The organism is Paenibacillus sp. Root444D2, from assembly GCF_001426375.1.
Lineage (GTDB): Bacteria > Bacillota > Bacilli > Paenibacillales > NBRC-103111 > Paenibacillus_E.
Map to the genome: position 1 here is coordinate 12,833 of NZ_LMEO01000023.1, position 25,648 is coordinate 38,480.

The following is a 25,648-nucleotide window of genomic DNA, read 5'->3' on the forward strand; positions in this document are numbered from 1 at the left end:
GTTGATTTCTCTAATCGAATTGGAATATCGCAGGCTACGCTGATTGTCGAGTTATTCGAGGTGAATGTTGAGTTGATTCTTTTGGGATTGAAAAGGTCAATGATAAAGAGGCTAACTTACTGTTGCATTTTGATAAATTAAAGGCTGCCGATCAGGATGAAATTATTGAGTTTATAAAATTGAAAATGAGCCGATATTAATGTTTTTATAATTCTACTCCTATTTCTCATTGCTCCTCGGTGGGGACTTTTTGATGTTTACTGGAGAAGTTCGCAGCAAGGTTGATAAAGTCTGGACGGAGATGTGGGGCTGGTGAGAGACGGACAGGATAGCATGGAAAAGTAAAAAGAGGCTCCAGATGAGATACACGGGGAGTGAATAAAGAATCTTTATCTAAAAAATATGAACCTATTATAATTAAGGTTAAGCGTCTAATTGATTTTCCGAATTCTGCCCCTGAAAAATAAAAGCCATGAAATTCAATGGAGGTTGAATTTCATGGCTAGTTAGAATTCGTTTATCTTCTAGCGTTGAAGCCGACAAAAGCTTTTGTGTTGAAATCGAACACAGCCGTTAACGGTCCAAGAAGTTCATCTTGGTCTGTGTTGTAAGCAACCGTTACGAAATTGCCGTGCGCAGCTTGAATATCTGCGAGCAATTTCTTCTGCTCGTCTGTGGAAGCCAATACGCCTACTTCGTTAGAGGAAACGATTTGAACAGCTGCTTCGTCTTGCTTCGTTGTAATATGAGTCGCTTGCTCCTTCACTTGCGCCCATGCCAAGTTGCGGTATTCCTGCGCTGTCTCTGGCGACATTTTCGGAGTGCCGATTACAGGCGATTGAGCCTGAACAACGAGTAGGAACACAGGGCTTTGCGGAGGTAGGCTCTTCGTTTCAAATGGACCATAGTAAGCTTTTACTTTCGCGCCAGTTTTCAGGTCCTCCCAATTCACGGATTCGCCTTGGGACGTCATGACGCGAGTTTCTTTGCCGCCGTTAAGTACCAAGTTGTCACCTAATTGAACCTGCCAGCCATCATTTGTATGATTCACTGCTTTGATTGTATCTTCTTTGACCGAGCGGTCTGCGTGAACGTTAATGTTTACAGCTTGTGCTTGGCCTGGATAGCTCATCGCCATTGCTGGACCGAACGCGGCATCGATTTGAGTACCGACTTTAAGATCGGCTGCAGTTAGTGTTTTACCGTCTAGGCTCTTGATGGTAGTCGATTTGTCCACGTTTAAAATGACCCATGTGCTGCCAAGCAGCTCGATGCGAGTATTACTACCGTCTTCCTTAGCTTGTACGCTTACGATCACACCAGTTGAACGCATGAGGTCAGCCGCCTCGTCCAACTCGATCTCTTTGTTCGCTTCATCGTAATTCACCGTATATCCAAGCTGAGTCGCAGCATCGCGTACTGGGAGGTATGCTTTTCCATCGATGTACACAGGCGTTAGCGCACTGTCTTGTCCGTTAACAAGAATCTTTACATCTTTTTGTAAGTAACCTGTAACCTTTTCTACCAAATCCTCAGCTCCGACTGCGGCTGTTGTGCCGAGTATCCCAGCCAAAGTTAATATGACAGTTAGTTTCTTCTTCATAGTATAATGCTCCTTCCGATGTTCGAAATGTAGCGTCAATCATGTTGACAATCCATCAGACGGAGGTCGATTCCAATATGTTGCAGTTATCCGAAACTATTTTGTAAGATTTAGGAACTTTGGAAGCTGTAAGGCTGCACATCTCTCTTTTCCATCCCTATAATCCTCGCATGACCCCTGAATATGATCGGATCGTATTTTTTCAATGTTTCTATTGCTTCAGGAACATTCAAAATTTGTGCGCCTTCGCCTAGCTGAAGCTGATCTGGCACCGCCTTATTAATTCGCTCGTTTCTCGCTGCAGTCACGGGATCCACTTGATTATCTGTTTTTTCGATAATCATGAGTTCGCGTCCTGCCTTGTCTTTAATTGTCAGCAAGCCCTTCGTTGAAGCGTAAGCAATCCACATAGTAGTACAACCGATATAACGATGGATGCAATTGCAAACAAGTATAATTTAATCCAATATTTCCGGATGAGTCCATTGGGAGGGTGTTAGCTTACCAGCGCTAGAGCCAGCATCGATTGTAATTGCTGAACCACTAATATAACGAGCCAAATCAGAGGCTAAAAATAAAGCTAAATTTGCAACTTCTTTTGGATCGCCTAGTCTTCCATTTGGAGATAGTAACTTTGCATATTGTTGAATAACCTCTTCAGGTGCATTCCCCCAAATCGAGGTCTTGATGGTTCCTGGACAAATCGCATTGACAGTGATGTTATAAGGTGCATAATCGAGTGCCGCGCTCTTTGTAAGACCTACAACGCCATGCTTGGCCGAAGTATAAATAGCCATGGAACTATTGCCTAACAAGCCAGCTAAAGATGCAATATTTATTACGAAACCTGCCGATACTTTAGACTTAAGAATCGCTTCGATTCCAAACTTCATACCCAGAAATACACCCTTTAAGTTAATAGACGTTAACTTATCAAATTCAGATATTGAATATTCATGAGTCGGCCTATTGTCGGCACTAATACCGGCATTATTTACAATGCCGTCTAAACGGCCATAGGTTTCGATGGTAAAATCAACCAATCCTTTAACATCTTCCTCTTTGCTGACATCCGTTTTAAAGAAAGACGCCTCTCCACCTGTAGATTTAATTTCTTTAACTACGCTAGAACCCTTTTCCTCATTAATATCAGATACAACGACCTTCATCCCATGTTCTGCATAGCACATTGCAATTGCCTTACCGAGGCCATCAGAAGCGCCAGTAACAATTGCGACTTTGTTTTGTACACTAGTGAAGTCTGTCATGAATAAAATCCTCCTAATAAATCGAGTAGAAACGGCAGTTCAGGCTTGGAAATATGACTTGCAGTTACAATTAACCTTAAGTCAATCCATGTTTCTTCACTAACGTTTTGACGACTTCATTATGGTAATTTAACGACAATCTTTTTTCTTTGTAGAGACCTAGCAAGCAGGTCTTTTATGTATTTTTAAGAAAGTCGTCAAAACGTTAGTGATGAGTCGTTAGATTGTTAGTTGCCTTGATATGATCCTTATAAAATGAGGTTGCAGCAATTAACCGAAGCTAAGGAGGAGTAGGCATGGCACATTTTCCAGAAGTTTTTTTATGGGGGGCATCCACTGCAGCGCATCAGGTGGAAGGCAATAATAGGAATTCTGATTTTTGGCTGATGGAAAACTTGGAGGGTTCTGTGTTCAAGGAACCGTCAGGCAGCGCAGTAGACCATTATAACCGTTTTAAGAGTGATATTACTGAGATGGCTAAATTGGGATTGAATTCCTATAGGTTCTCCATTGAATGGGCTCGAATTGAGCCGGAGGAGGGGCAATTCGAAGCGTCAGAAATTGAACATTATCGGGAAGTTCTAATTGCATGTAAAGAAAATAATATAACTCCGATTGTGACTCTCCATCATTTCAGCTCACCGCAATGGCTCATTCGGCTAGGGGGTTGGGAGTCGGCGGATACGCCTGCCCGATTTGCTCGATATTGCTCGCATGTCATGCGTGAATTAGGCGAATTGATTCCCTATGTATGTACGATTAATGAAGCGAATATCTCTATTGGGATCAAGAAAATTATGAAGAGATACGAAGCCAAATCTGGCTCTCCTGGTGCACAGGTCGGTATGAATATGGAGAAAATGGCGGCGCAAATGCAAAAATACTACGTGGAACTAAGTAAAGCGTTTGGAGTACCTCCTACCGAGGTTCACTCGTTTTTGGCACCACGCTCGGAGCAAGGTCTGGCCGTTATCTTTCAAGCGCATGTGGAAGCGAGGGCAGCCATTCGGCAGATTAGTCCGGAAACCAAAGTCGGAGTTACCTTATCGCTATATGACATACAGAGTACTCCTGGCGGAGAAGAACATGCGAGATATGCGTGGCAGGAGGAGTTTGTTCAATTTGTTCCATACTTGCAGGATGATGACTTTTTCGGGTTGCAGAACTATACGCGTGCCGTATATGGACCAGATGGCCTTCTCCCCGTGTCAGAAGATGCAGAGACGACACAAATGGGGAACGAATTTTACCCGGAGGCACTTGGGGCAGTTGTCCGATATGTTAGCACACATCTGAAAATGCCGATTATGATTACTGAAAATGGCATAGCAACGGATGATGATACACGTCGTATTGCCTTCATCGATCAGGCCTTGAAAGGTGTCCATGATTGTATTTCGGATGGACTCCAGGTTTTGGGCTATATGCATTGGTCCTTAATGGATAATTTTGAGTGGCAGCTTGGTTTCTCCAAACGGTTTGGATTAATTGAAGTGGACCGCACCACCCAGGAGCGAACCGTTAAGCCTAGCGGATTTCATCTGGGGAACATTGCTAAAGAAAACGCAATCTAATGAGTGGAGAGAGGGGAAATGGGTATGAAACTGCAAAATAAAGTCGCCATAGTAACCGGGGCAGCTTCAGGTGTAGGCAAAGCGATCGCGGAGCTGTATGCGAAGGAGGGTGCCAAGGTCGTGGTAGCCGACCTGAGTGAAGACGCCATTTTAGCCGTTGTGGACACGATTAACCAAAATGGTGGTACCGCCATAGGCGTTGTCGCTAACGTCATGAAGGAAGAAGATATTCAGGCGATGGTCGAAAGGGCTGCCGAAGCATTCGGAAGCGTCGACATTCTCGTGAACAATGCAGGAATTATGGACGGCTTCAGATTAATCGAAACGATCGAGGACGATTTGTGGGACCGGGTTATAGGCATTAATCTGACAGGTCCAATGCGTGCCATTCGCAAAGCGCTCCCGTTCATGTTGAAACAGGGGGAGGGCGTGATTGTAAATATTGCTTCCGCCGCAGGAATAACAGGGGGTAAAGGGGGAGTTGCCTATACTTCCTCCAAGCATGGTCTAGTGGGGCTTACCAAAAACGTTGGTTACATGTACGCGAAATCCGGCATTCGCTGTAATGCCATCGCACCAGGCGGTGTTCTAACCAGCATCATGAATTCGATGGGAAATATCGACATGGCAGCTTTACAGGTATTCCAAGATGGAGCGGGCACTCAACGGCGTGAACCGGTGGACCCGAGTGAAATTGCTACCGTTGCTCTTTTCCTTGCATCCGAGGATTCTAAATTTGTGAATGGGACTGTCATCACGGCTGATGGTGGCTGGACATCTTATTGAGGCAAATGAAGGCTGAACGGGCGTTTTCCCCGCTCAGTCTTTTTTTATTTCAGAGAAGAGAAATGTCGTTAAAACGTCAATAGGAAGTCGTTAGATTGTTAGTTGGACGATAGTGTATCCATTATGATCAAGGTAAGACATTTGAGCATAAAACGGAAAGGAAGGAACTTTAAATGGAAAAAGCCGTATCAGCGACTGTACCGCGGGCGGGTATCCAGTACAAGAAAAGAGAAAATCGGTACCGTAAATACTTGCCGCTTCTGACTATGATGGCGCCTGGACTTCTTTACCTGTTGTTTAATAACTATCTCCCGATGTTAGGGATCGTCATTGCCTTCAAAAAAATAAATTTTGCTAAAGGCATTCTTGAGAGTGACTGGATTGGATTTAAAAACTTTGAGTATCTCTTTAAGACATCGGACGCTTTTATCATTACCCGAAATACCATTCTTTACAACCTATTGTTTATTATTGTTGGAACCTTATTGTCCTTAGCCTGTGCAATCTTGTTGAACGAGATCAAAAACAAAATCTTGCTTAAGTTCTATCAAAGCGTGATTACTTTGCCGCACCTGATTTCCATGGTCATCGTCAGCTATTTGGTATATGCCCTCCTAAGTGCGGATACGGGATTCATGAATCACACAGTACTCCCTTGGTTCGGAATAAAAGATGGCATTTCTTGGTACACTGAGGAAAAATACTGGCCTTGGATTCTAACGTTGGTTCACTTTTGGAAAAGTGTTGGCTATTCGAGCATTGTTTTCTTTGCTGCATTGCTTGGGATTGACGAAGAGTATTATGAAGCTGCGAGACTCGATGGCGCAAGCCGATTGCGGCAGATCCGCCATATTACCTTGCCGATTCTAACACCAGTCATCATCATGTTGACGCTGCTCAGCATCGGAAGAATTTTCTACTCTGATTTCGGATTATTTTATCAGGTTCCTATGAATTCAGGAGCATTATTTAACACAACGGCCACGATCGATACGTATGTATTTAAAGGACTAACGGGCAATGGTGATATTGGCTTGTCCACAGCAGCAGGTGTGTATCAATCTATCGTTGGATTTTTACTTGTTATGCTCGCAAACTATATGGTGCGACTGTACAGCAAAGATAGCGCATTGTTCTAAGGAGGTAGACACCCATGAAAAAAGAGAGCAGAGGCTTGGCATGGTTCAGCCATATCACGATGTTTTTATTCACAGTCTTTTGTATTCTCCCTTTCATACTGCTCGTTTCTGCTTCGTTAACGGATCAGAATGATATTATTGCGCATGGTTATTCGTTCATCCCCCATACGTTTAGTACGGCTGCATATGAATATTTATACGAAAGAGGGGGGGATATCGCCCGTGCTTACGGAGTAACAGTCTTCGTTACGGTAGTCGGAACGGTGTTAGGGGTAGCCATGACAGCGCTTCTGGCTTACCCGTTATCTAGAAGTGTGACCCCGCATCGCAATTTAATTATGTTTATCGTCTTCTTCACCCTGTTATTCAATGGTGGATTGGTTCCCTCGTACTTGGTCTACACACAAATCTTCCATATAAAAAATACGATCTGGGCATTGATTGTGCCAGGGCTCCTGATGAACGGATTTTACGTGATGTTGATGAGAACCTTCTTTCAAACGACAATTCCAGGCGCATTAATCGAATCCGCACAAATAGACGGAGCCGGAGAATACAGGACCTTCTGGTCAATCGTGCTTCCGCTGTCAACCCCCATATTGGCGACGATTGGTCTCTTCGAATGTATTATGTACTGGAATGATTGGCAGCTTGGCATGATCTATATTACCAACCCCAAACTTTTCAGTATACAAAATCTGCTGAATCGAATCATGCAGGATATTCAATTCATAAGCACTAATATGACGAACAATGCCGGTGATGCTATGCAACAAATGCCTACTGATGCTGTAAAAATGGCCATTGCTGTCATTGGGGTCCTCCCGATCTTGGTGGCATACCCATTCTTCCAAAAATACTTTATCAAAGGAATTATGATTGGTGCTGTAAAAGGTTAAGGTGCCGGTTGGATATCCCACATGCTCAACGCCACAACTTACTTACTACGGTTGTGGCGTTGCCAGTTCTTATAAGAGTATGATAGATTTGAAATTTAAATTTATGTAACAAAAGGAGCCCAAACGATCATGTTTACGCCCATATGGTACTGGAGACGAGCCTCATTGCGAGTCAAATTAATCGTCAGCGTGCTTATAATGACGATGCCGCTGGTGGGGATGCTCTTATACAATAACTATTATGCTATTCATGTCGTTCGCGGTCAGGTTGCGGATTCCTATAAGAACATGTTGAACCTGTACACAAACCAAAGCGATTCTCAATTAGACGACATCGACTCTTATATGAGTACGGTGGCCGGTACTGGATATGATTTGTTATCGCTTAGCCAGGAGGCAGCGGATGGAGAGTATTACAGTGCTAAAATATATTTGTTTAACAAGTTAAGTAATGATATTAACTTGTACGATCCGATAAGTTCATTTTTTGTATATACGGATCACAGACAGGATTTCTTAAACATTTCTAAGAAAAATCCTTCAGCCATTAAGGAAAATGAGATTATTGAACATTATATAATTGATTATATTCATTCTGAGCTATATTCGAAGGGGAGTTCCTCGAAGGTTTGGAAATATGTCCAGATTAACAAAAATAATTACCTCATTGACATTGTGCGTGCGGGGGACTCCTACCTTGGAGCTTTGATTAATACTGACGAATTAGTACAGCCCCTTCGTTCTCTTCAGATTGGAGAAGAGGGAGAGGTCCTACTAGCCAATATGCAAGGAGAACCTATTTCTGATTCAAAACTAGTAAGCGAATATGGGATTGAACTGTTACAGAAAGTAAACGAATATTATATTTCAGGCGCTAAAAAAAAATTTCTTGTAGTTGGAGCTCCGTCTCATCGAGGAGACTTCAGTTTAAATGCTTTGATACCCGATCATTATATATTGGCTAAGCTTCCTTATCTGCAGTCCATTGTTTGGTTTATTACGATCGCTGCCTTCCTCTTTATTCCGATAGGGTTGTATGCCATGAGACAATCGGTTTTGGTACCGTTATATCGGTTACTGCGAACAATGAAAAAGGTTCGAGAAGGAGATTGGAGCAGCAGGGTAGAGCTGAGCAATACTTCGGGGGAATTTCAACTGATGGGAGGGGCGTTTAATGCCATGATGTCCGAGGTTGAACGGCTCCGCATTAACGTTTATGAGGAGCAGCTGGATAAGCAAAAGGAGGAATTACAGCGGCTGCAGCTGCAAGTCAATCCTCACTTTTTCTTGAATACGCTTAATATCGTTTATAATCTGGCCAAGATAAAGAATTATGAGTTGATCTTGGACATGACCATGTCGTTAATCGAATATTTCCGATTTATGTTCCGCAGTAATACGTCATTCGTACCGCTCAAAGACGAACTTGAACATACTCGTAATTATTTAAAGATCCAGAACTTGCGGTTTCCGGAGAAATTGAAGTGGACGATCCACTCTCCGGATTATTTATCGGATGTCCCTATCCCCCCGCTAGTCATTCAATCCTTTGTCGAGAATTCCATTAAACATGCTGTTACGTTGGATGATCCGCTTACCATTGAGGTTCAGATCGAATTTCTGATTGAAGAGCACGGCTCCAGAATGAAAATAAGCATTAGTGATACAGGACTTGGATTTAAGAACGACGTACTTGAAAAACTGCAGGCAGGTAGAAGTGTGGAAAATGAACGGGGTGAGCATACCGGGATTTGGAATGTGGAACGGCGATTACGACTCTTGTACGGTGAGGCCGCATCCATCGTATACGATAACGATCAGGATACCCACGGAGCAAAAATAGAAATGATTATTCCTACAAATCCAGGAACGGAGGAAACCAGATGAATGTTCATCTACTTATTGTAGACGACGAAGTTCTCGCCATTGAAGGGGTGAAATCTGATCTTGATCTTACTAAATTAGGCATCAGCAAACTGCTCACAGCCATTAATATCAGACAAGCCAAAGAACTCTTCGTAGAGGAAAGGATCGATATCCTGTTATGTGATATTGAAATGCCCCAAGGTAGTGGCTTTGATTTACTGACTTGGGTGAGAGAGCATCATCCGAATACGGCGACAATCTTCTTCACTAGCCATGCTGATTTTAAATACGCTAAAGAAGCGCTGCAGCTTGGGAGTATTGATTATTTACTAAAACCTGTTCGTGCAGTTGACTTGGAAAATGCCATACGAAAGGCACAGGGCATTATAAATCGAAACAGTGAATTCAATAGAAACAGTCAATCCCATCAATTATGGCTCAAGCATCATTCCTTTATTATCGAAAGGTTCTGGGTGGATTTAATCAACCATTCCATACCTAGCCAGCCAGCTGCGATACGAGATCAAGTGGAATTGCATCACGTTCCTATTACTGAAGAATCGATCTTCCTTCCCATTCTCATTTCGGTCCAGAGATGGAAAAAGGAGTTAAATCGAAGGGATGAGAAGATCCTAGAGTATGCCCTTAAAAATTCAGCCGAAGAAATTCTGATTGGTGACGGTTCAAACGGAATATGTTTTCATCTGGATCGGGGAATGCTCTTGATGATAATGGTCGCAAATAGGAGAACAAATTGGGAATATGAACAACTTTACCAGGCATGCGAACGATATATCGATTCTTGTAATGATTATTTTTACTGTGACCTCTCCTGTTATTTTGGAAACTCTGTAGAAGCTTATGAGATGGCTGGAATGGTAGCAGAATTAAGGAGACAAGATCGAAACAATGTTGCCTTCGTGAACCAAGTCTATCTTCAGCGTGATAACGGCACCTCCATGCCCCATGCAAAGCTGCCAGCATTGGGAGTAGTTGCTTCCCTTATGAAGACAGCTACTAAGGATGCAGTCGTTCATGAAGTGGAGACGATTTTAGGCAGTCTTGTTAACAATCAAGGTATAAATGCTGAAATCTTACACCAATTCAATCAAAATTTCACACAAGTCGTATTCTCCTATCTGAACTTGAAGGGCATTGAAGCCAATCAATTATTTGGTGATGAAGAGTCAAGACGTATTTCGGAATCGGCGGTGCGGTCCACAATGGATATGCTCGCCTGGGTCCGTCATTCTGTGAGCAAAGCGATGATCCATGCAGAAGCGATCAAAGAGACAGAAAAAATTGTCCAGATCGTAAAAACCTATATCTCTATTAACTTGGATCAAGATATGACACGCGAAAACATCGCGGACCAAGTATTTCTCCATCCCGATTATTTAACGAGAATTTTCAAAAAAGAGACGGGTTATGCTTTATCCGATTATATTGTGCTTGAAAAAGTCAAAGTGGCCAAAGAGTTATTGTCGCATACGGAGCGCCCTGTAAGCGCTATTGCATCAACTTTGGGGTACACGAATTTCTCCTATTTTACAAAATTATTTAAAAAACATGTCGGATTAGGGCCAATGGAGTATAGAAGTCAAAACAGCGACAGTCAATAAGTCGTGAAAACGCTATTATGAAGTCGTTAGAGTGTTAGTCGCTCACGACATTGAACGATATGATGAAGGTGTAAATGAATGATAATTTTGGGGGGATACGATGAAAAGGAAAGCGAAGTTGGCGACATTGTCACTTGTCACAGTCATGTTAACGGGGGTGATTGCCGGGTGCGCGTCTTCGAAAAATGAAGGAAGCAGTGGCGCTACTGCATCTCCGGCTTCAAGCACAAACCCGAGCAGTGCTACGAAAGACCCTTATGAGATCGCAATTGCCATTCCGGCATTCGGAGCAGCACCTAAGGATACGCAAGCGGTACAAGATGAGATTAACAAAATTACAAAGGCTAAAATCAACGCAACAGTGAAAATCATGCCCGTCAGTATCGGGGCCTGGGCGCAACAAATGAATTTGATGACTTCCGGCCGTGAGAAACTGGATTTGTTCTTTGAATTTGGTGCGGGGTACAGCCCCGATGTGGCGACTGGAAAAATAATCGCGATTGACAATCTGTTGGACAAGTATGGTGATGGCATCAAAAAACAGATCGATCCCGTCTATCTAAACAGCGTTAAAATTGAAGGAAAGACCTATGGTGTGCCTGTTTATAAGGATTATACGACAGGGGTTCCCGGGGTTCTTATGCGAAAAGATTTAGTGAATAAGTACAAAATTAATGTAGCATCCATCAAGACGATTGATGACCTGGATCAAGTGTACAAGACAATTAAGGATAATGAGTCCACTATCGTTCCGCTCGGAGCTGGGTTATCTATGCCGTCGGATTTTTATGTTTGGTATGATAAACTGGGAGACCGTTTGGGCGTGTTGCCGGGATATGACAATGGTCTAAAGGTCGTGAACTTGTTTGAGACCAAAGAGTATGAAGACTATTTGAACAAGGTTCATAGTTGGGCTAAGGCCGGATATATCAACAAGGATGCTGCGACAACTCAAGCTAACGCCTCTGACTTATTGAAAGCAGACAAGGCATTTTCTTATTTCATCGGCCTTAGACCGGGCAACTTGGAATCTGAAATCCGAGCGAATGGCAAAGAGCTCGTTTTTGCACCATTAATGCCTAATATTTATGCGACTACTTCCAGTACGCAATCGGGATTGTGGACCATATCCGCTAATTCTACCAACCCTGAACGCGTCATGATGCTCATGAATTTGATGTACACGGATAAGGATCTTGCTAACTTGTTTATCTATGGCATTGAAGGGAAGCACTATGTGAAGGTGTCGGATAATTCGATCGATTACCCTACCGGTATTGATTCAAAGACGGTGGGATATTCGATTCAAAGTTGGATATACGCTAATCCATCCATAGCCTATTTGATGAAGTCAGATTTGCAGGAAATGTGGAAATTGACTGCAGAAGCCAACCAAAAAGCGATTAAATCGAAAGCGCTCGGCTTCACATTCAATTCGGAGCCTGTTAAAAATGAGATTATTGCTCTTAAAAATGTAACAGATCAGTACGCGAAAGGGTTGGAGTCAGGAACACTCGAACCGGTAGATAAATTACCAGAGTTTAGAGCTAAACTGAAAGCAGCGGGTATCGATAAAGTTATTGTGGAAAAGCAAAAGCAGCTTGATGCTTGGGCGACTGCAAACAAAAAATAAGAAAGTTCAAAACCAGGCTTCCATTTTAATGGGCCTGGTTTTTTTATTAGACCATTGCTTGTAAACAGGAAGTCGGTAAAACGTTATGGATAAGTCGTGAGAGTGTTAGTGCGTTATTTAGATTGACCTTAAGATGATAGTAAATCCTTTTGTTTTCGAGAGGGGGACACCTGTGCTTAGAGAAAATCGTGAACTTTGCACGTGAGGTTGATTGATCAGGTGGGCAAACGAGGAAAGGGCGATAAAAGCTTCCAGTATTCCGGCGGTTTTACGGATTGTATGCGACTGGTAACTGCAAACCATGCGAAGCTCCTGCCTTATTCGGTTGGTTTCAATATACGCCCACCATGTGACGTGGGACATGAATTGCGTTAAAGATTGATTTCGGACTTTAATTATCAATCTTAGCTTTGGGAGGTTACCAACATGTTGGAAGTAGTATCATTGCGAACGGAGTATTTGGAAAATCCCCTGGGATTGGATACGAAAAAGCCGCGTCTAGGCTGGAAGTTCCGTTGTGACGGCAGGAACGTCATACAAACCGCATATCAAGTTCAAGCATCTGCAACCGAGAGCTTCACTAACATAATGTGGGACAGCGGCAAGGTTGAGACAGACAAATCGCAGGGCATTCTGTATGAGGGTCCGGAATTAAAATCGCTTGAACGGATCTATTGGAGAGTTAAAGCTTGGAGTAATTACGAAGGGGAGTCATCCTTCAGCGATCCGGTTTTCTTTGAAACTGGATTGTTGAACGCTTCAGATTGGAAAGCCCGTTGGATTGAGCCGGAGAAAGAAGTAGATATTCACGCCTATAAACCGGCTCCATATATCCGGAAGGAATTCACCGTAAAGAAGGGGCTCAAATCGGCCAGAGCTTGCCTGACATCGAAGGGGTTGTATAGTTTTTATCTGAATGGAATCGAGGGCACGGACCATCTGTTCACTCCTGGCTTCACTTCATATCATAAACGCCTACAATACCAAGTTTACGATGTAACTCCATTCTTGCAAGAAGGCTCCAATGCGCTAGGTGTCGTTCTCGGGGACGGTTGGTGGAGAGGGGCTACGGGTGGAGCAAGTTTAAAGAACAATTTTGGCTATAAAGTAGCTTTTCTGGGGCAACTCGTGTTGGACTACGAAGATGGAAGCCGCGAGACCATCGGCAGTGACGACTCCTTTAAGACGTCCCTTGGACCCTTGCGTAAATCGGACATGAAAGCTGGGGATCTTTATGACGCCCGAATCAACATAGAGGGTTGGAATCAACCTTTCTATGACGATTCCTCCTGGGAGCCAGCCCAGCTCACAGACGATGGATTCGACAACTTGATTGCTACTCGAAGTGTCGCGGTAAGAGAGAAAGAAAGATTTACGCCAAAAGTTATGCGAACGCCAAATGGCGAAACGATTCTCGATATGGGTCAAAATATCGCAGGTTGGGTAGAAATGAAGGTTCAAGGCGATGCAGGGACTGAGATTGTTCTAATCCATGGGGAAGCCTTAGATAAGCACGGAAACTTTACTCTACAAAATCTGGCGGATCATGGAACGCTGGAGGATTTCCAAGAGATCCGTTACATAATGGCTGGTAACGGTGAAGAGCGCTACCGTCCGCGGTTTTCGATCTTCGGCTTTCGCTATGTACTCATTAAGAATTATCCAGGAGAAATAATACCTGACAATTTTACAGCTGTAGCGGTGTATTCCGACTTGGACGAAACGGGGGATTTCACTTGTTCAAATCCATTAATCACGAAGCTGGTATCTAACTCCAAATGGAGTCAAAAGGGAAACTTTATGGAGGTGCCAACCGATTGCCCAACCCGGGAAAGAGCGGGATGGACAGGGGACGCCCAAGTATTCTGTAGAACGGCGTCGGATTTCATGAACGTGTACCCATTCTTTGAAAAGTGGATGGCCGACGTTGCAGCGGAACAATTTGCTGACGGTTCGGTCGGCAGCACAGTGCCAACCGTTATTGGGCATCACAGCATGGAGGAATGGGAAAGATTCATAGAGCAAATTAACAACCCGATGGAAGCTATGCGCAGGCCCAAACCTGGTTCAGCCAGTATTCTTGACGGTTCTGCAGGATGGGGCGATGCGGCTGTTATCATTCCATGGACGATGTATCTTTGTTATGGGGATAAGGCTATTTTAGAGAAGCAGTTTGATTCAGCGAAGGCATGGGTCGATTACATGGCTGCTTGTGCGAAGAATGCGAATGAGCTATACCAAGATTCGCCGGCTTATCAAAATTATACAGACGGGGAACGTGATGCTGATTACATCTGGGATACAAGGTACCATTGGGGGGAGTGGCTTGAAACGGATACGGAGTTCAGTGATCTCATGGCCGTTTTGAGCAAAACCAAAGGAAATCATCCGGATGTGTCAACCGCCTACTATGCCTATTCCACCCGATTGTTGGTTGAAATGGCGACTGTGCTAGGCAAGACGGAGGAAGAAGCCAAATACCAAGCACTTTATGAGAAAATTAAACGCGTATATAATCAGTACTTTATTAAAGATGATGGCGCTATATTGGAAGGCAGGCAGGCACCTAATGTTCGTACGCTAGCATTTGACTTGGCGTATGAAGATAAAAAACAAGCCGTTGCCGACAGACTGGCGCAGTTGGTTGTTGAACAGGATTATCACTTGAACACTGGCTTCCTATCGACACCTTTCATTCTTCAGGTGCTGGCGGATTACGGACATGCTGATATCGCTTTCCGGTTGTTGGAGCAGGATACGTGTCCTTCGTGGCTGTACGCTGTAAGCAATGGTGCGACGACCATTTGGGAGAGTTGGAAAGGTATTAAGCCAGACGGAGAACTATCAGGATCATTGAATCATTATTCGTATGGGGCCGTATGCAATTTTCTCTTCGCGGGCATAGCCGGAATACGTCCTGTTTGGGAGAAACCAGGCTACAAGCATTTCATATTGAAACCAATGGTTGGAGGGACGCTGACTCAAGCATCCGCAACGTATGAGTCCCTCTATGGAACCATTAAATCGAGCTGGGAAAAAATGAATCGGGGCGTAACCTATCGTTTTGAGGTGCCGGTGAATACGACGGCAACGATCATGCTTTCAGGCAATCAAGATGATCTTAAGGTAGTATCGGGCGAATTCCCGGATGCACGATATGAAGATGGACGAATTGTATTTAATGCGGGAAGCGGCGAATATCAATTTACAATTTTGGTAGGGAGAGTGGCTACACAATGAGAAGATGTATTGAGATGAATGATGCTTGGCGATTTATTCGGCAGAACGAAGAACAAGCTGAAAGTGAATTGTACAATGATGATCATTGGAATACTGTGAATATTCCCCATACATGGAACGCGATTGATGGAGCAAATGGCTATGAATATTATCAAGGTGCGTGTTGGTACAGAAAGGCTTTTACGGTTGAGCCTTCATACGAGGGAAGTAAAGTGTTTATCGAGTTCAATGGATCTAACAGTATTACTGATGTATACGTAAATGGTCACCATATGGGGCAGCACAAAGGCGGGTACTCCACCTTCAGGTTTGACATTACAGACGTCGTTAAACATGGAGCTGAAAATGTACTTGCGGTAAAAGTTGACAATACGGTTGTGGATGATGTTTATCCTCAGAAAGCAGACTTTACCTTCTACGGGGGGATTTACCGCGATGTAAAAATGGTTGTTACGTCTCCTGTTCATTTTGATTTGATGGATTATGGTTCACAGGGCATATATATTGTTCAGGAAGAGATATCTAAGGAAAGAGCCCAACTGAGCATTAGAACAAGACTTGTAAATGACAGTAATGAAGAGAAAAAAATTAGACTGTGGGCAGATATTTTCGATGCCGATAATCAACTTGTAACCTATGCCGCTAAGGAAGTTATACTGGCTGCAGGAGAAACCAAAACAGAAGATCTGCCTTGTGTCATTGACCATCCAACACTATGGCACGGTAGACAAAATCCCTATATGTACAGTGCCAATCTATCGATGACTAGCTTTAATGACACGATCGATGAAGTATCGATTCCTTTTGGCGTAAGATACTTTCATGTTGATCCTGAAAAGGGCTTCTTCTTAAACGGCGAGCATCTGCCTTTGCATGGTGTATCTAGACACCAAGACAGGAAGGATATGGGCTGGGCTATTACGGAACAAGAACAAATAGAAGATATGGCCTTCATTCAGGAAATTGGAGCATCTTCCATTCGATTAGCACATTACCAGCACAGCCAATATTTTTATGATTTATGCGACAAAGAAGGTATGGTGGTTTGGGCTGAAATTCCCTTCATTTCAGTTATGTCGCAGAACGAATTGGAAGGGATCAATGCAAAGCAGCAGATGGTCGAATTGATCAGGCAGAACTATAATCATCCTTCCATCGTATTCTGGGGGATACAGAACGAAATTCAAATCGGCGGTGAACGACCAGAGGTCAGAAGACTTGTTAAAGAGTTGCATGACTTAACGAAAAAAGAAGACCCCACTCGCCTTACGACAATGGCTAATGTTTTATTTGTCAGTGAGGAAGATGAATATAATCGTATGACGGATGTGATCGGATACAACAAATATTATGGTTGGTATCACGGTAACGCGGAAGATTTTGCACCTTGGCTTGATAAGTTTCACCGCATTAACCCCGATGTGCCGCTTTGTATATCCGAATACGGAGCAGAAGGTATTGTCCAATACCATAGCGCCGATCCAAAGGTAAAAGACTATACGGAAGAATATCATGCTTTGTTCCATGAAACAGTTTGGAAGACTTTCGAGAAGAGACCTTTTCTTTGGGCAACGTATGTATGGAACATGTTTGATTTCGGAGCGAATATCAGAGATGAAGGTGGCGTCCAGGGAAGAAACAACAAGGGTCTTGTCTCCTATGACAGAAAGATCAAGAAGGATGCCTTCTACATGTATAAAGCTCATTGGTCTGAGGAAAAATTTGTTCATATCACCAGTAAGCGACATGTTGATCGAGCAGAGGGCAGTATTACAGTTAAGGTTTATTCAAACTGTGATAACGTAGTGCTATACGTAAATGGAAGTGAATTTCAAAATAAAACCAGTGCGGATAGGGTCTTCATTTTCGAGCATGTATCCCTGGTTGAAGGCATGAATGAAATACGTGCAGAAGCCACCGGAAATAATGCTCAATACGTAGATATTGCAAAATTTAATAAGGTGGAAGAACCGAATCCAAGTTATGAAGCCCCAGTAGAGGAAAAAGGCGGCGAAGTTACGAACTGGTTCCAAATGCCTGATTTGGATGGAGAGATCGAGGAATTACAGTTTACGGACGATGTTTACTCTACGCGTTGTACGTTTAAAGAGCTTTTTGAGAATAAAGATGCGGAAGCGGTCTTAAATAAATATTTAGGAGAAAGTTTTAGGGAGAGACCAACGTATGGCATGACGCAAGGATTTAAGATCGATATGTTGGCGGAAATGGCACCCGAACACTTCACTGAAAAGCTGCTATATGCACTAAATAGAGAACTGACAAAAATTAAAAAGAACAAGTAATATCCATGAAAGAGCAACGAAAAAAAGCCGGTGATTTCGGCTTTTTTTCGCATTCTCTCTAAAAGCAAGTGTAATGTTGGGCTTGAGTCCTCTCAATGATATAATATTTAATTAGTTGCAAATTGAAAGGGGCAAGAAAGATGGCAGTACAATCAAGAATGATGCGGATGATCGTATTGTTAACCGTAGGCGCATTGCTTGCCCTAACAGTAACAGGATGTTCAAGTGTTGGTTCAGGTGGTAATGACACCGCAACTGGTAGTGCTTCTGGGAGTGAACAGAAAAAGGAAGTTAAGACAGTTAGCATTCTCATGTATGGCGATTGGGGGAAAATGCCTGGGCCAGATGATAAGCAGATCAAATATGTTACTGAGAAGACCGGTATTGAAATTAAATCAGAAACGCTGCCTTGGAATGGCGGCACTGATTTTACCAAAGCTTTGAATGTTAAGATTGCTGCGAATGAACTTCCGGATTTGTTCTTGCCTCACGGGGTTGAAAATACTTTGCTGAAGCAAGGTACTTTGCTTGCCTTGGATGATCTGTTGCCAAAGTATGCGCCAACCTTGTGGAATGCAATCCCTCAGGATGTATGGGATAGCGTAAGGGCAAACTCTCCAGATGGAAAAATTTATTTTATCCCGAGAGTTAATTTGTATCCACGATATAGTTCATTGATTCGCAAAGATTGGTTAGACAAGGTAAACATGAAGATTCCGACAACGAAGGATGAATATGTTGCTGTCCTTAAGGCATTTCGCGATCAAGATCCTAACGGCAACGGTATAAAGGACGAGATTCCGACCAGCGGACGCGAAGCGGGGCGATGGATGGACGACTTATTCTTGATGTACGGCGTTGCCATGGTAGAAGGTTACCCGGTTTGGGATTTGTACAACAATGAACTTACGTACTCGGCTGTCACTCCCAATATGAAAGCAGCCCTTACATTTGCCAGAGACCTTTACAAAGACAAATTGCTTGATAATGAAACATTTTTGAATAAAGAATTGACATGGAAAGCAAAGATTCAGCAAGATAAGGTTGGCGTCTGGTACCATATTCCATATGGAATTAAGCAAAACTTTTTCGAGAATCTGCCTAAAATAAATCCAAATGCTTATATTGTCGGAATGCCGGTCCCCAAAGTAGAAGGGTTTGATAGTTTTACTCCGAGACCACTTATCAATAATATGGAGTGGGCTATTCCCAAATCATCCAAAAACGCAGTGGAAGCTTTGAAGATCATTGAATTTTATGCGAAGCCCGAGAATCGTAATTTTGCTTCTTTTGGGATTGAAGGCGAACATTTTGAAATGAAGGATGGCAAAAAGAAGCGGCTGCCCGTCAGTTCGGATCAAACTTATCTGATTGATTTATTTCCAGTTATAACAACGGAGCAGATGACACTGACGCTTCAGGATCAGTATGAACCAAAGGTTGCCCAGATGATGATAGATGCGATGATGGTAGGTGGAAGAGACGGCAAACGGATTGCTGGCGATGGCATTCCTTTATCGATCTATGACGGCTTCCCAGACATTAAATCCAACAAGCTCTATCAAGAATACATGTCCAAAATTATTGTCGGTGATTGGCCGATTGATAAATTCGATGAATTCGTTCAAAGATGGAAAAGCAGTGGGGGAGACGAAGTCACGAAGCGGGCACGCGAGTGGTATGCAAAGAAGAAATAATTAGGAAAAACGGCAGGGGAAAGTATGAATGTATACAAGTACAAAGCGAAACTGATTTTCTCGAATATCAAAACAAGATTAATTCTCATACTTACACTTGTCATTTGCCTCGCAATTGCTTTGGTTGGAACTGTCATGTATAGCCTAGCTAGACATTCGCTATTAGAGGAGATCAAAGTTCCGCACCAGCAAATGTTGACCTTTGTCAGGGACGATGTTGACAGGAAAATGACCGACATTATGACAACGTCTATTTATGCAGTTCTAGACCCTCTGACGATCGATTTCTTGCGTTATGACAATCATAAAAGTATGGATACCATCCTTGGGGTTGTGTCTATGTTGGATACACTAACTCAAAATAGTTCGATCATAGATAGTATCTATATATATGATGAAAAAAATCGTCATGTTGTTGGCAGTTCTCCTTTCGGGTTTAATTCCAGTATTGAGACCTTTGGTGACAAGGGTTGGTTGTCTCAATTGTCTTTAGCTGAACAGGGCACCAATAATTTGACTTTCGCTAAAAGAATGAAAGACCAGGGCGAAGTGATAAGTTTCATTAGACGAATATACGAAGAAAATAAAATATCCGGGTACCTGATCATAAACTTGAAATCCTCAAAACTATTTTCCCAAATCACTCCTGAAGGTTCTACTAACAATGAGGCAGTTCGAATCATTCAAGACGCAAAAGGAGAAACTTTATTCTCAATTGGTGAAAATAAGAAAGAGCAGATAAACCCAAAGAAATATTTTATTACTCGTCTGACTTCAACTTCAACACAATGGAATTACGTTTATGCGGTTCCTCAAAAACAAATTTTTGGCAAATTGTATTGGATTCGGACCATGACTTTCTTGGTGTCCGCGGTTACCATGTTGATCGGAATGTTGATTATTTTCCAAGTTAACCGCATTACATTTAGACCTATTGAACGATTGATTAAAACGGTTCAGAGCCATCGGAATGAGGCGCTAGAGGTTGACTTCACTCAATTGGAGTCCTATGTCGGCAGACTGCTCACGCAACTAACTTTCTTGCATGGCAGCAGCAAAGAACTAAAAGCCAAATTTATTCAAGATATGGTTTACGGAAGACTACGCCGTAAGGAATTTGATCGGAAGTGGCGGTTGCTTTACTCAGAATGGCGTTCTGACTTACCTGTTTATGCTGTTATTGTTTCGGTGGATGCCTATTATAATTGGTTGAATGCATACAAGCAAGATGATCAGTTATTACTTAAGTTTGCAGTAGGTAATATTTTCGAGGAAATTCTTGGGGAGAGTTTTAGGGTGCAGTTTGAAGATTTAACCCAGGATCGGAGTGCCCTCATTGTACAACCCTTGTCTTCTGATATGGCTTTGCAAATGCTTTATGATAAACTTTCAAATGGGATTGAAGTCGCTGATAAATTGTTGAAAATTTCATTATCTGTTGGTGTTGCCGAATCGCTTTATCCGATTAGTAGTGATCTCAGCACTCGCTACAAGCAAGTTGAAGTGCTACTGCTGGATCGTCTGTATATTGGGTATAAAAAACTTCATGTGCCTGAGCAAGCATTACCCTATTCAGATGCGCATGGCTCTGGTTCTAAAAATGAAACCATCCATGAAATTACTCAAGGCATTAAAGAAGGAAAAACAGAATATATAAACAGTATTTTAGAAAAAATACGAATGGAGTGGGAAACGTCAAATTCAAGGCCACTGCACGTATACCGCTGGTATTCCAATTTACTTAAGGAAATGATAACGAAATTCAGAGACCCAGAAGATGAACAATTCCAGGAAATCATGGATTCGTTGGATTCCCTTCAAACGTTGACATTTTCAGATTTGCATCAAATGACATTAGATGAAGCTACCTACCTAGCAGAAGAAGTGAAGAAGAGAAAACCAACAAAACATGGTAATTATTTTAGGAAGATGGTCGAGTACATCCAAGAGCATTATCCAGAAAATATTGGCGTGTCGCACGTAGCGGAGGCTGGAGGCATTAGTCAGTCTCAGGCAAATGTCCTCTTTAAACAAGAAACCGGAACTTCGATCTACGATTATATTACACAAGTACGAATTGAGAAAGCGGAAGAATTACTTAAGAGTACGAATTTGAAAGTGATTGAGATTTCTGAGAAAGTTGGATACGCTAGCGAAAACAGTTTTATTCGTAACTTCAAAAAAATTAAAGGGATTACACCTGGCAAATTTAAAGAATAAAAAGATTTATATTGGAAGCGGAGAAGCTGAAAAAGCTCTCCGCTTCTATTTTTTTTCATCTTCATATTCAACAAATCATATCTATATCCACCATTTATCCGGTGATTTGTTGGATTCAGTGGTGAATTGGACAACTTCAATGTTGAGTCCAGATACAGATGACCGTATTGTTGAATCCAACAGAAGTGGAGGAGTCAGGTAGGGCTGAAGCCGATCACAGTATCTAACAACTAAGAATCAGATTCAGGGGGGAATAAGTTGAAAGTCGTTGCATCTCATCGAATGAAGGTGTTTTGGCCGCTGTATATCATGGCCATACCAGGTATAGTTTTTCTCATCATTTTTAAGTACATTCCGCTTGCGGGCTCCGTAATTGCTTTTCAAAACTATTCTGTATTTAAAGGATTCTTGGACAGCCCTTGGGTTGGATTCAAAAACTTTGAAACCTTGTTCCAGTATCCGGATTTTATAAGGGTGTTCAGCAATACACTAGTGCTTGGATTTCTACGCATTGTAATCGTGTTCCCAATTCCTGTCCTGTTGGCGCTCATGATCAATGAAATCCGGAAATCGCTACTTAAGAAAGGAATTCAAACGGCTCTGTATGTGCCGCATTTCCTTTCATGGGTCATCGTATCAGGCATTGTGTTTGATATGTTTTCACTAAGCGGACTGTTTAACATCGTGATCGGGTGGTTTCACCATGATCCTACCTTGGTTATGCAGGAAAGTTCCTATTTCCGTATTGTTTATGTGCTTTCCGCCATCTGGAAAGATGCGGGGTGGGGAACAGTTGTTTATATGGCAGCGATTAGTTCGATAGACCCTCAGTTGTACGAATCAGCGATGATAGACGGAGCATCTAGGTTCAAGCAAATCCGGCATATAACATTTCCGCTGCTGCTACCTACTGTATTAGTCTTACTTTTACTAGAAATCGGTAATTTCTTGGATTTGGGCTTTGACCAAGTATTTAATCTTCAGACGCCAATGACTTATAGTGTTTCGGATATCTTAGATACTTACGTGTTCCGAACAGGCATTCAACAAGGGCAGTATAGCTTTGCGACAGCCGTCGGATTATTTCAATCGTTAATTGGATTTATTCTAGTATTTACTTTCAATAAGTTGTCGAAAAAAGTTTCAGACGGGGGGTTATGGTAAGTATGCTTGAATCCAGAGGGGAAAAATTATTCGGTTCAGTCGTTACTATCATCCTCCTGCTTGTATCTTTCATCGCAATTATTCCGCTACTATCCGTACTCTCGACCTCATTCAGCTCTAAACGGATGGTGGATATGAATCTGGTCACAATTTGGCCAAAGGAATTTACATTAGCCTCCTGGGATTTTATGATGTATCGTCCCGATCTATGGAAGTCGTTCTTCTTAACACTGGGCACAACGGTGATTGGAACGATTTTGGCGCTGCTCGTCACGGCCCTTCTTGCATATCCGTTGTCTAAATCGGAATTTCGTTGGGGCCCTGTCATTATGATCGGTGTCGTGATTGCGATGATTTTCAAGGCTCCCCTTGTTCCTTATTTTCTGACAGTAAAAGGTATCGGGCTTTACAATAACCCATTGGTGTTAATCATCCCTCATATTCTAAATCCATTTAATTTGATCATTATGCGTACATTTTTCAAGCAGTTTTCCAAAGAGTTGGAAGAAGCTGCTTTTATAGAGGGTTGCGGATATTTCCGAATGCTGTTCCAATTCGTACTTCCGCTTTCCAAGGCTGTGTTAGCTACTTTGGCTTTATTCTACGGTGTTGTGTTATGGAACCAGTTCCAGCATCCGTTGATGTTCTTGCAAGACACGAATCTATTCCCACTGCAAATCAAGATTCGGCAATTTATCACCGACGACAACATCTTGGTTACGGGAGCCGTCTCTACAGCTGGTTTAGCGTACAATGAGCGTACACTTCGGGCGACAACCGTTATTTTTGCCATGATCCCTGTTGTGGCGGTATATCCTTTCTTGCAAAAATACTTCGTTAAAGGGGCTATGCTTGGCTCTGTAAAAGGATAATATCACATCGGTTTGTAGGCTCATTGAGTCTTAGAACATAAACTATTTTAAAAATTAGGGGGAACATGGAATGGTCATCAAAAAGATTGGGGTACTTGCGGCTGTCAGCGCCCTTGCTTTTACTGTAGTAACAGGCTGTAGTGATAAAAAGAATTCTTCCGAAAGTGCAAGTTCTTCATCGGCAGCGCCGAACCAAGGGGCATCTTCAAAGGCGGAGGACATTGTTGATATTGAAGTCTGGGGAACTAACATCGGGTATAAACCAACCACCAAAGGCAGCAAATTGTATGAATTTTATAAGGAAAAATTAGGCGTAGGTGTGATCAGCCCGTATGTGGAATGGAACGGAGGGACTGCTTATTTAAATACGTTAAATCTAAAGATTGCATCCGGTGAATTGCCCGATTTGTTTTTACCCCAACAGGGTATCGAAAATAGCTTAGCAAAAAACGGAGCTATCGCCGATCTGACCGATTTGCTGCCGAAATATGCACCGAATTTATGGGAAGCCATTCCGAAGGATATGTGGGATATTGTGAAAGCAAATGACCCTACTGGTCAGGGCAGAATTTATTATATCCCTGGCATGGTAGACTACGGAAGATATTCCGGCATGATTCGCAAAGATTGGTTAGACAAGCTGGGCTTACAGATGCCGAAGACGCAAGATGAATACGTCAAGGTCTTGGAAGCATTCCGTGATAAGGATCCTAATGGTAATGGGCAGAAGGATGAACTTCCAACTGGCGGCCGTCAGGAAGCACGCTGGATGGATCAACTGTTTGCGATGTACGGAGTAGCTATGTTTGAAGGCTATCCGGATTGGGACCTTTATGATGGCAAGCTGACTTATTCCGCGGTATCACCGAATATGAAGTCTGCCTTGGAGTTTATCTCCAAGATGTACAAGGACGGATTAATTGATAAAGAATCCCTACTGAACGATAAAGCGAAGTGGGACGGCAAGGTTGCAGCTAATAAGGCAGGCAACTACTTCCACTGGGCAGAACAAACCAATCTTTATTTGGATAATTTGCAAAAGAACAGTGGTGTGAAAGGTACATTTGCTTCTCTTCCAATACCAGAGGTTCAAGGCTACAAGGGCTTCTATACCTGGAAACGATTTACACCTCCGGCTTGGGTCGTGAAGAACGAAAAGGATCAAAAGAAGTTAATGGCTACCTTAAAGTTACTGAACAACATGTATGACAAGAAAAATTGGAATGCTTTGTACCTGGGTGTTGAAGGCATGCACTATACAATGAAGGATGGCAAAGCCGTTAAACTTCCGGATGATAAAAGTACCCAAGAGAATCTTATCCTTGATCCTTATTCCAAAATCTCGACCCTTGATTTTACAAGTAATCTCCTGAAAAGTACGTCATCGGAAGATAGAATGTGGGAGATTGACCAAACCGTTCAAATCATGCAGGATGCCCAGAAGTATGCGAAAGTCATTGCTGGAGACGGAATGCCGGCTAGCGTCTATGAGGGTTTCCCAGATATCAATAATCGCACACTCTATATCGAATACGTTAGTAAGATCATTACAGGGCAGTACCCGATCAGCAAGTTCGATGAGTTTGTAGAAAAGTGGAACAAATCGGGCGGCGAAGAGGTTACGAAGCGGGCAAGAGAATGGTATGCAAAAGTGAAAAAATAACTGTTAGACGCTAATATCCGCTCGGCTTCTCATCGAAGTCGAGCGGATATTTCAATCTAATCTCGGGAATCGAATGAACCGAACCTAAATAGGGGGCTA

General features: G+C 42.7%; 17 protein-coding genes. 14 read left to right on the plus strand and 3 right to left on the minus strand.

The features are described 5' to 3' along the window. Positions 1 to 517: 517 nt before the first annotated feature. The 3 genes from ASD40_RS14285 to ASD40_RS14295 form a co-directional block, all read right to left on the minus strand. Positions 518 to 1,603, minus strand: a complete 1,086-nt coding sequence (locus tag ASD40_RS14285; protein WP_057303915.1) for a stalk domain-containing protein — start codon at positions 1,601 to 1,603, stop codon at positions 518 to 520. Positions 1,604 to 1,713: 110 nt separating this feature from the next. Further along, positions 1,714 to 2,013, minus strand: a complete 300-nt coding sequence (locus ASD40_RS14290) for a hypothetical protein (RefSeq protein WP_057303916.1) — start codon at positions 2,011 to 2,013, stop codon at positions 1,714 to 1,716. 48 nt (positions 2,014 to 2,061) lie between these two features. After that, entirely contained in the window at positions 2,062 to 2,871 is an 810-nt protein-coding gene (locus ASD40_RS14295; protein ID WP_057303917.1) for an SDR family NAD(P)-dependent oxidoreductase, read from the minus strand. A gap of 296 nt (positions 2,872 to 3,167) precedes the next feature. Between ASD40_RS14295 and ASD40_RS14300 the strand changes: the two genes are divergently transcribed. The 14 genes from ASD40_RS14300 (at position 3,168) to ASD40_RS14365 (ending at position 25,549) form a co-directional block, all read left to right on the plus strand. After that, a complete protein-coding gene (locus ASD40_RS14300; RefSeq protein ID WP_057303918.1) occupies positions 3,168 to 4,445 on the plus strand; it encodes a glycoside hydrolase family 1 protein in 1,278 nt (425 codons plus the stop codon). Positions 4,446 to 4,469: 24 nt separating this feature from the next. Next, complete coding sequence (locus ASD40_RS14305) at positions 4,470 to 5,231, plus strand: glucose 1-dehydrogenase (RefSeq protein WP_057304235.1); 762 nt, start codon at positions 4,470 to 4,472, stop codon at positions 5,229 to 5,231. Between the two features lie 173 nt (positions 5,232 to 5,404). Then, positions 5,405 to 6,370: an ABC transporter permease gene (locus ASD40_RS14310; RefSeq protein WP_057303919.1), complete on the plus strand. Its 966-nt coding sequence runs from the start codon at positions 5,405 to 5,407 to the stop codon at positions 6,368 to 6,370. 14 nt (positions 6,371 to 6,384) lie between these two features. Continuing rightward, complete coding sequence (locus tag ASD40_RS14315; protein WP_057303920.1) at positions 6,385 to 7,269, plus strand: carbohydrate ABC transporter permease; 885 nt, start codon at positions 6,385 to 6,387, stop codon at positions 7,267 to 7,269. A 129-nt stretch (positions 7,270 to 7,398) separates the two neighbouring features. After that, positions 7,399 to 9,156 carry a sensor histidine kinase gene (locus ASD40_RS14320; protein WP_063870781.1) on the plus strand — a complete coding sequence of 586 codons (1,758 nt, stop codon included), beginning with the start codon at positions 7,399 to 7,401 and terminating at the stop codon, positions 9,154 to 9,156. Beyond that, on the plus strand, positions 9,153 to 10,757 hold the full coding sequence (locus tag ASD40_RS14325; RefSeq protein WP_057303922.1) for a response regulator transcription factor: 1,605 nt from the start codon (positions 9,153 to 9,155) through the stop codon (positions 10,755 to 10,757). The genes ASD40_RS14320 and ASD40_RS14325 overlap by 4 nt, the downstream gene beginning before the upstream one ends. Before the next feature lie 100 nt (positions 10,758 to 10,857). Continuing rightward, the gene (locus tag ASD40_RS14330; RefSeq protein WP_057303923.1) at positions 10,858 to 12,390 is read left to right on the plus strand and encodes an ABC transporter substrate-binding protein; all 1,533 of its coding nucleotides are present in this window, start codon (positions 10,858 to 10,860) and stop codon (positions 12,388 to 12,390) included. Positions 12,391 to 12,816: 426 nt separating this feature from the next. Next, a complete protein-coding gene (locus ASD40_RS14335; RefSeq protein ID WP_057303924.1) occupies positions 12,817 to 15,630 on the plus strand; it encodes a family 78 glycoside hydrolase catalytic domain in 2,814 nt (937 codons plus the stop codon). Further along, positions 15,627 to 17,933 (plus strand): glycoside hydrolase family 2 protein, encoded by a 2,307-nt coding sequence (locus tag ASD40_RS14340; RefSeq protein WP_057303925.1) that lies wholly within the window; start codon positions 15,627 to 15,629, stop codon positions 17,931 to 17,933. The genes ASD40_RS14335 and ASD40_RS14340 overlap by 4 nt, the downstream gene beginning before the upstream one ends. A gap of 140 nt (positions 17,934 to 18,073) precedes the next feature. Continuing rightward, positions 18,074 to 19,630: an extracellular solute-binding protein gene (locus ASD40_RS14345; RefSeq protein WP_057303926.1), complete on the plus strand. Its 1,557-nt coding sequence runs from the start codon at positions 18,074 to 18,076 to the stop codon at positions 19,628 to 19,630. A 240-nt stretch (positions 19,631 to 19,870) separates the two neighbouring features. After that, positions 19,871 to 21,850: a helix-turn-helix transcriptional regulator gene (locus ASD40_RS14350; RefSeq protein ID WP_235549257.1), complete on the plus strand. Its 1,980-nt coding sequence runs from the start codon at positions 19,871 to 19,873 to the stop codon at positions 21,848 to 21,850. 258 nt (positions 21,851 to 22,108) lie between these two features. Continuing rightward, entirely contained in the window at positions 22,109 to 23,014 is a 906-nt protein-coding gene (locus ASD40_RS14355; RefSeq protein ID WP_057303928.1) for an ABC transporter permease, read from the plus strand. A gap of 2 nt (positions 23,015 to 23,016) precedes the next feature. Further along, positions 23,017 to 23,886 carry a carbohydrate ABC transporter permease gene (locus tag ASD40_RS14360; RefSeq protein ID WP_082562226.1) on the plus strand — a complete coding sequence of 290 codons (870 nt, stop codon included), beginning with the start codon at positions 23,017 to 23,019 and terminating at the stop codon, positions 23,884 to 23,886. A 70-nt stretch (positions 23,887 to 23,956) separates the two neighbouring features. Then, on the plus strand, positions 23,957 to 25,549 hold the full coding sequence (locus tag ASD40_RS14365) for a hypothetical protein (RefSeq protein ID WP_057303929.1): 1,593 nt from the start codon (positions 23,957 to 23,959) through the stop codon (positions 25,547 to 25,549). The last annotated feature ends 99 nt before the right edge of the window (positions 25,550 to 25,648 follow it).

Coding starts and splice junctions, on each gene's coding strand:
- ASD40_RS14285 (WP_057303915.1), bottom strand. CDS start 1,603: ATGAAGAAGAAACTAACTGTCATATTAACTTTGGCTGGGATACTCGGC.
- ASD40_RS14290 (WP_057303916.1), bottom strand. CDS start 2,013: ATGTGGATTGCTTACGCTTCAACGAAGGGCTTGCTGACAATTAAAGAC.
- ASD40_RS14295 (WP_057303917.1), bottom strand. CDS start 2,871: ATGACAGACTTCACTAGTGTACAAAACAAAGTCGCAATTGTTACTGGC.
- ASD40_RS14300 (WP_057303918.1), top strand. CDS start 3,168: ATGGCACATTTTCCAGAAGTTTTTTTATGGGGGGCATCCACTGCAGCG.
- ASD40_RS14305 (WP_057304235.1), top strand. CDS start 4,470: ATGAAACTGCAAAATAAAGTCGCCATAGTAACCGGGGCAGCTTCAGGT.
- ASD40_RS14310 (WP_057303919.1), top strand. CDS start 5,405: ATGGAAAAAGCCGTATCAGCGACTGTACCGCGGGCGGGTATCCAGTAC.
- ASD40_RS14315 (WP_057303920.1), top strand. CDS start 6,385: ATGAAAAAAGAGAGCAGAGGCTTGGCATGGTTCAGCCATATCACGATG.
- ASD40_RS14320 (WP_063870781.1), top strand. CDS start 7,399: ATGTTTACGCCCATATGGTACTGGAGACGAGCCTCATTGCGAGTCAAA.
- ASD40_RS14325 (WP_057303922.1), top strand. CDS start 9,153: ATGAATGTTCATCTACTTATTGTAGACGACGAAGTTCTCGCCATTGAA.
- ASD40_RS14330 (WP_057303923.1), top strand. CDS start 10,858: ATGAAAAGGAAAGCGAAGTTGGCGACATTGTCACTTGTCACAGTCATG.
- ASD40_RS14335 (WP_057303924.1), top strand. CDS start 12,817: ATGTTGGAAGTAGTATCATTGCGAACGGAGTATTTGGAAAATCCCCTG.
- ASD40_RS14340 (WP_057303925.1), top strand. CDS start 15,627: ATGAGAAGATGTATTGAGATGAATGATGCTTGGCGATTTATTCGGCAG.
- ASD40_RS14345 (WP_057303926.1), top strand. CDS start 18,074: ATGGCAGTACAATCAAGAATGATGCGGATGATCGTATTGTTAACCGTA.
- ASD40_RS14350 (WP_235549257.1), top strand. CDS start 19,871: ATGACAACGTCTATTTATGCAGTTCTAGACCCTCTGACGATCGATTTC.
- ASD40_RS14360 (WP_082562226.1), top strand. CDS start 23,017: ATGCTTGAATCCAGAGGGGAAAAATTATTCGGTTCAGTCGTTACTATC.
- ASD40_RS14365 (WP_057303929.1), top strand. CDS start 23,957: ATGGTCATCAAAAAGATTGGGGTACTTGCGGCTGTCAGCGCCCTTGCT.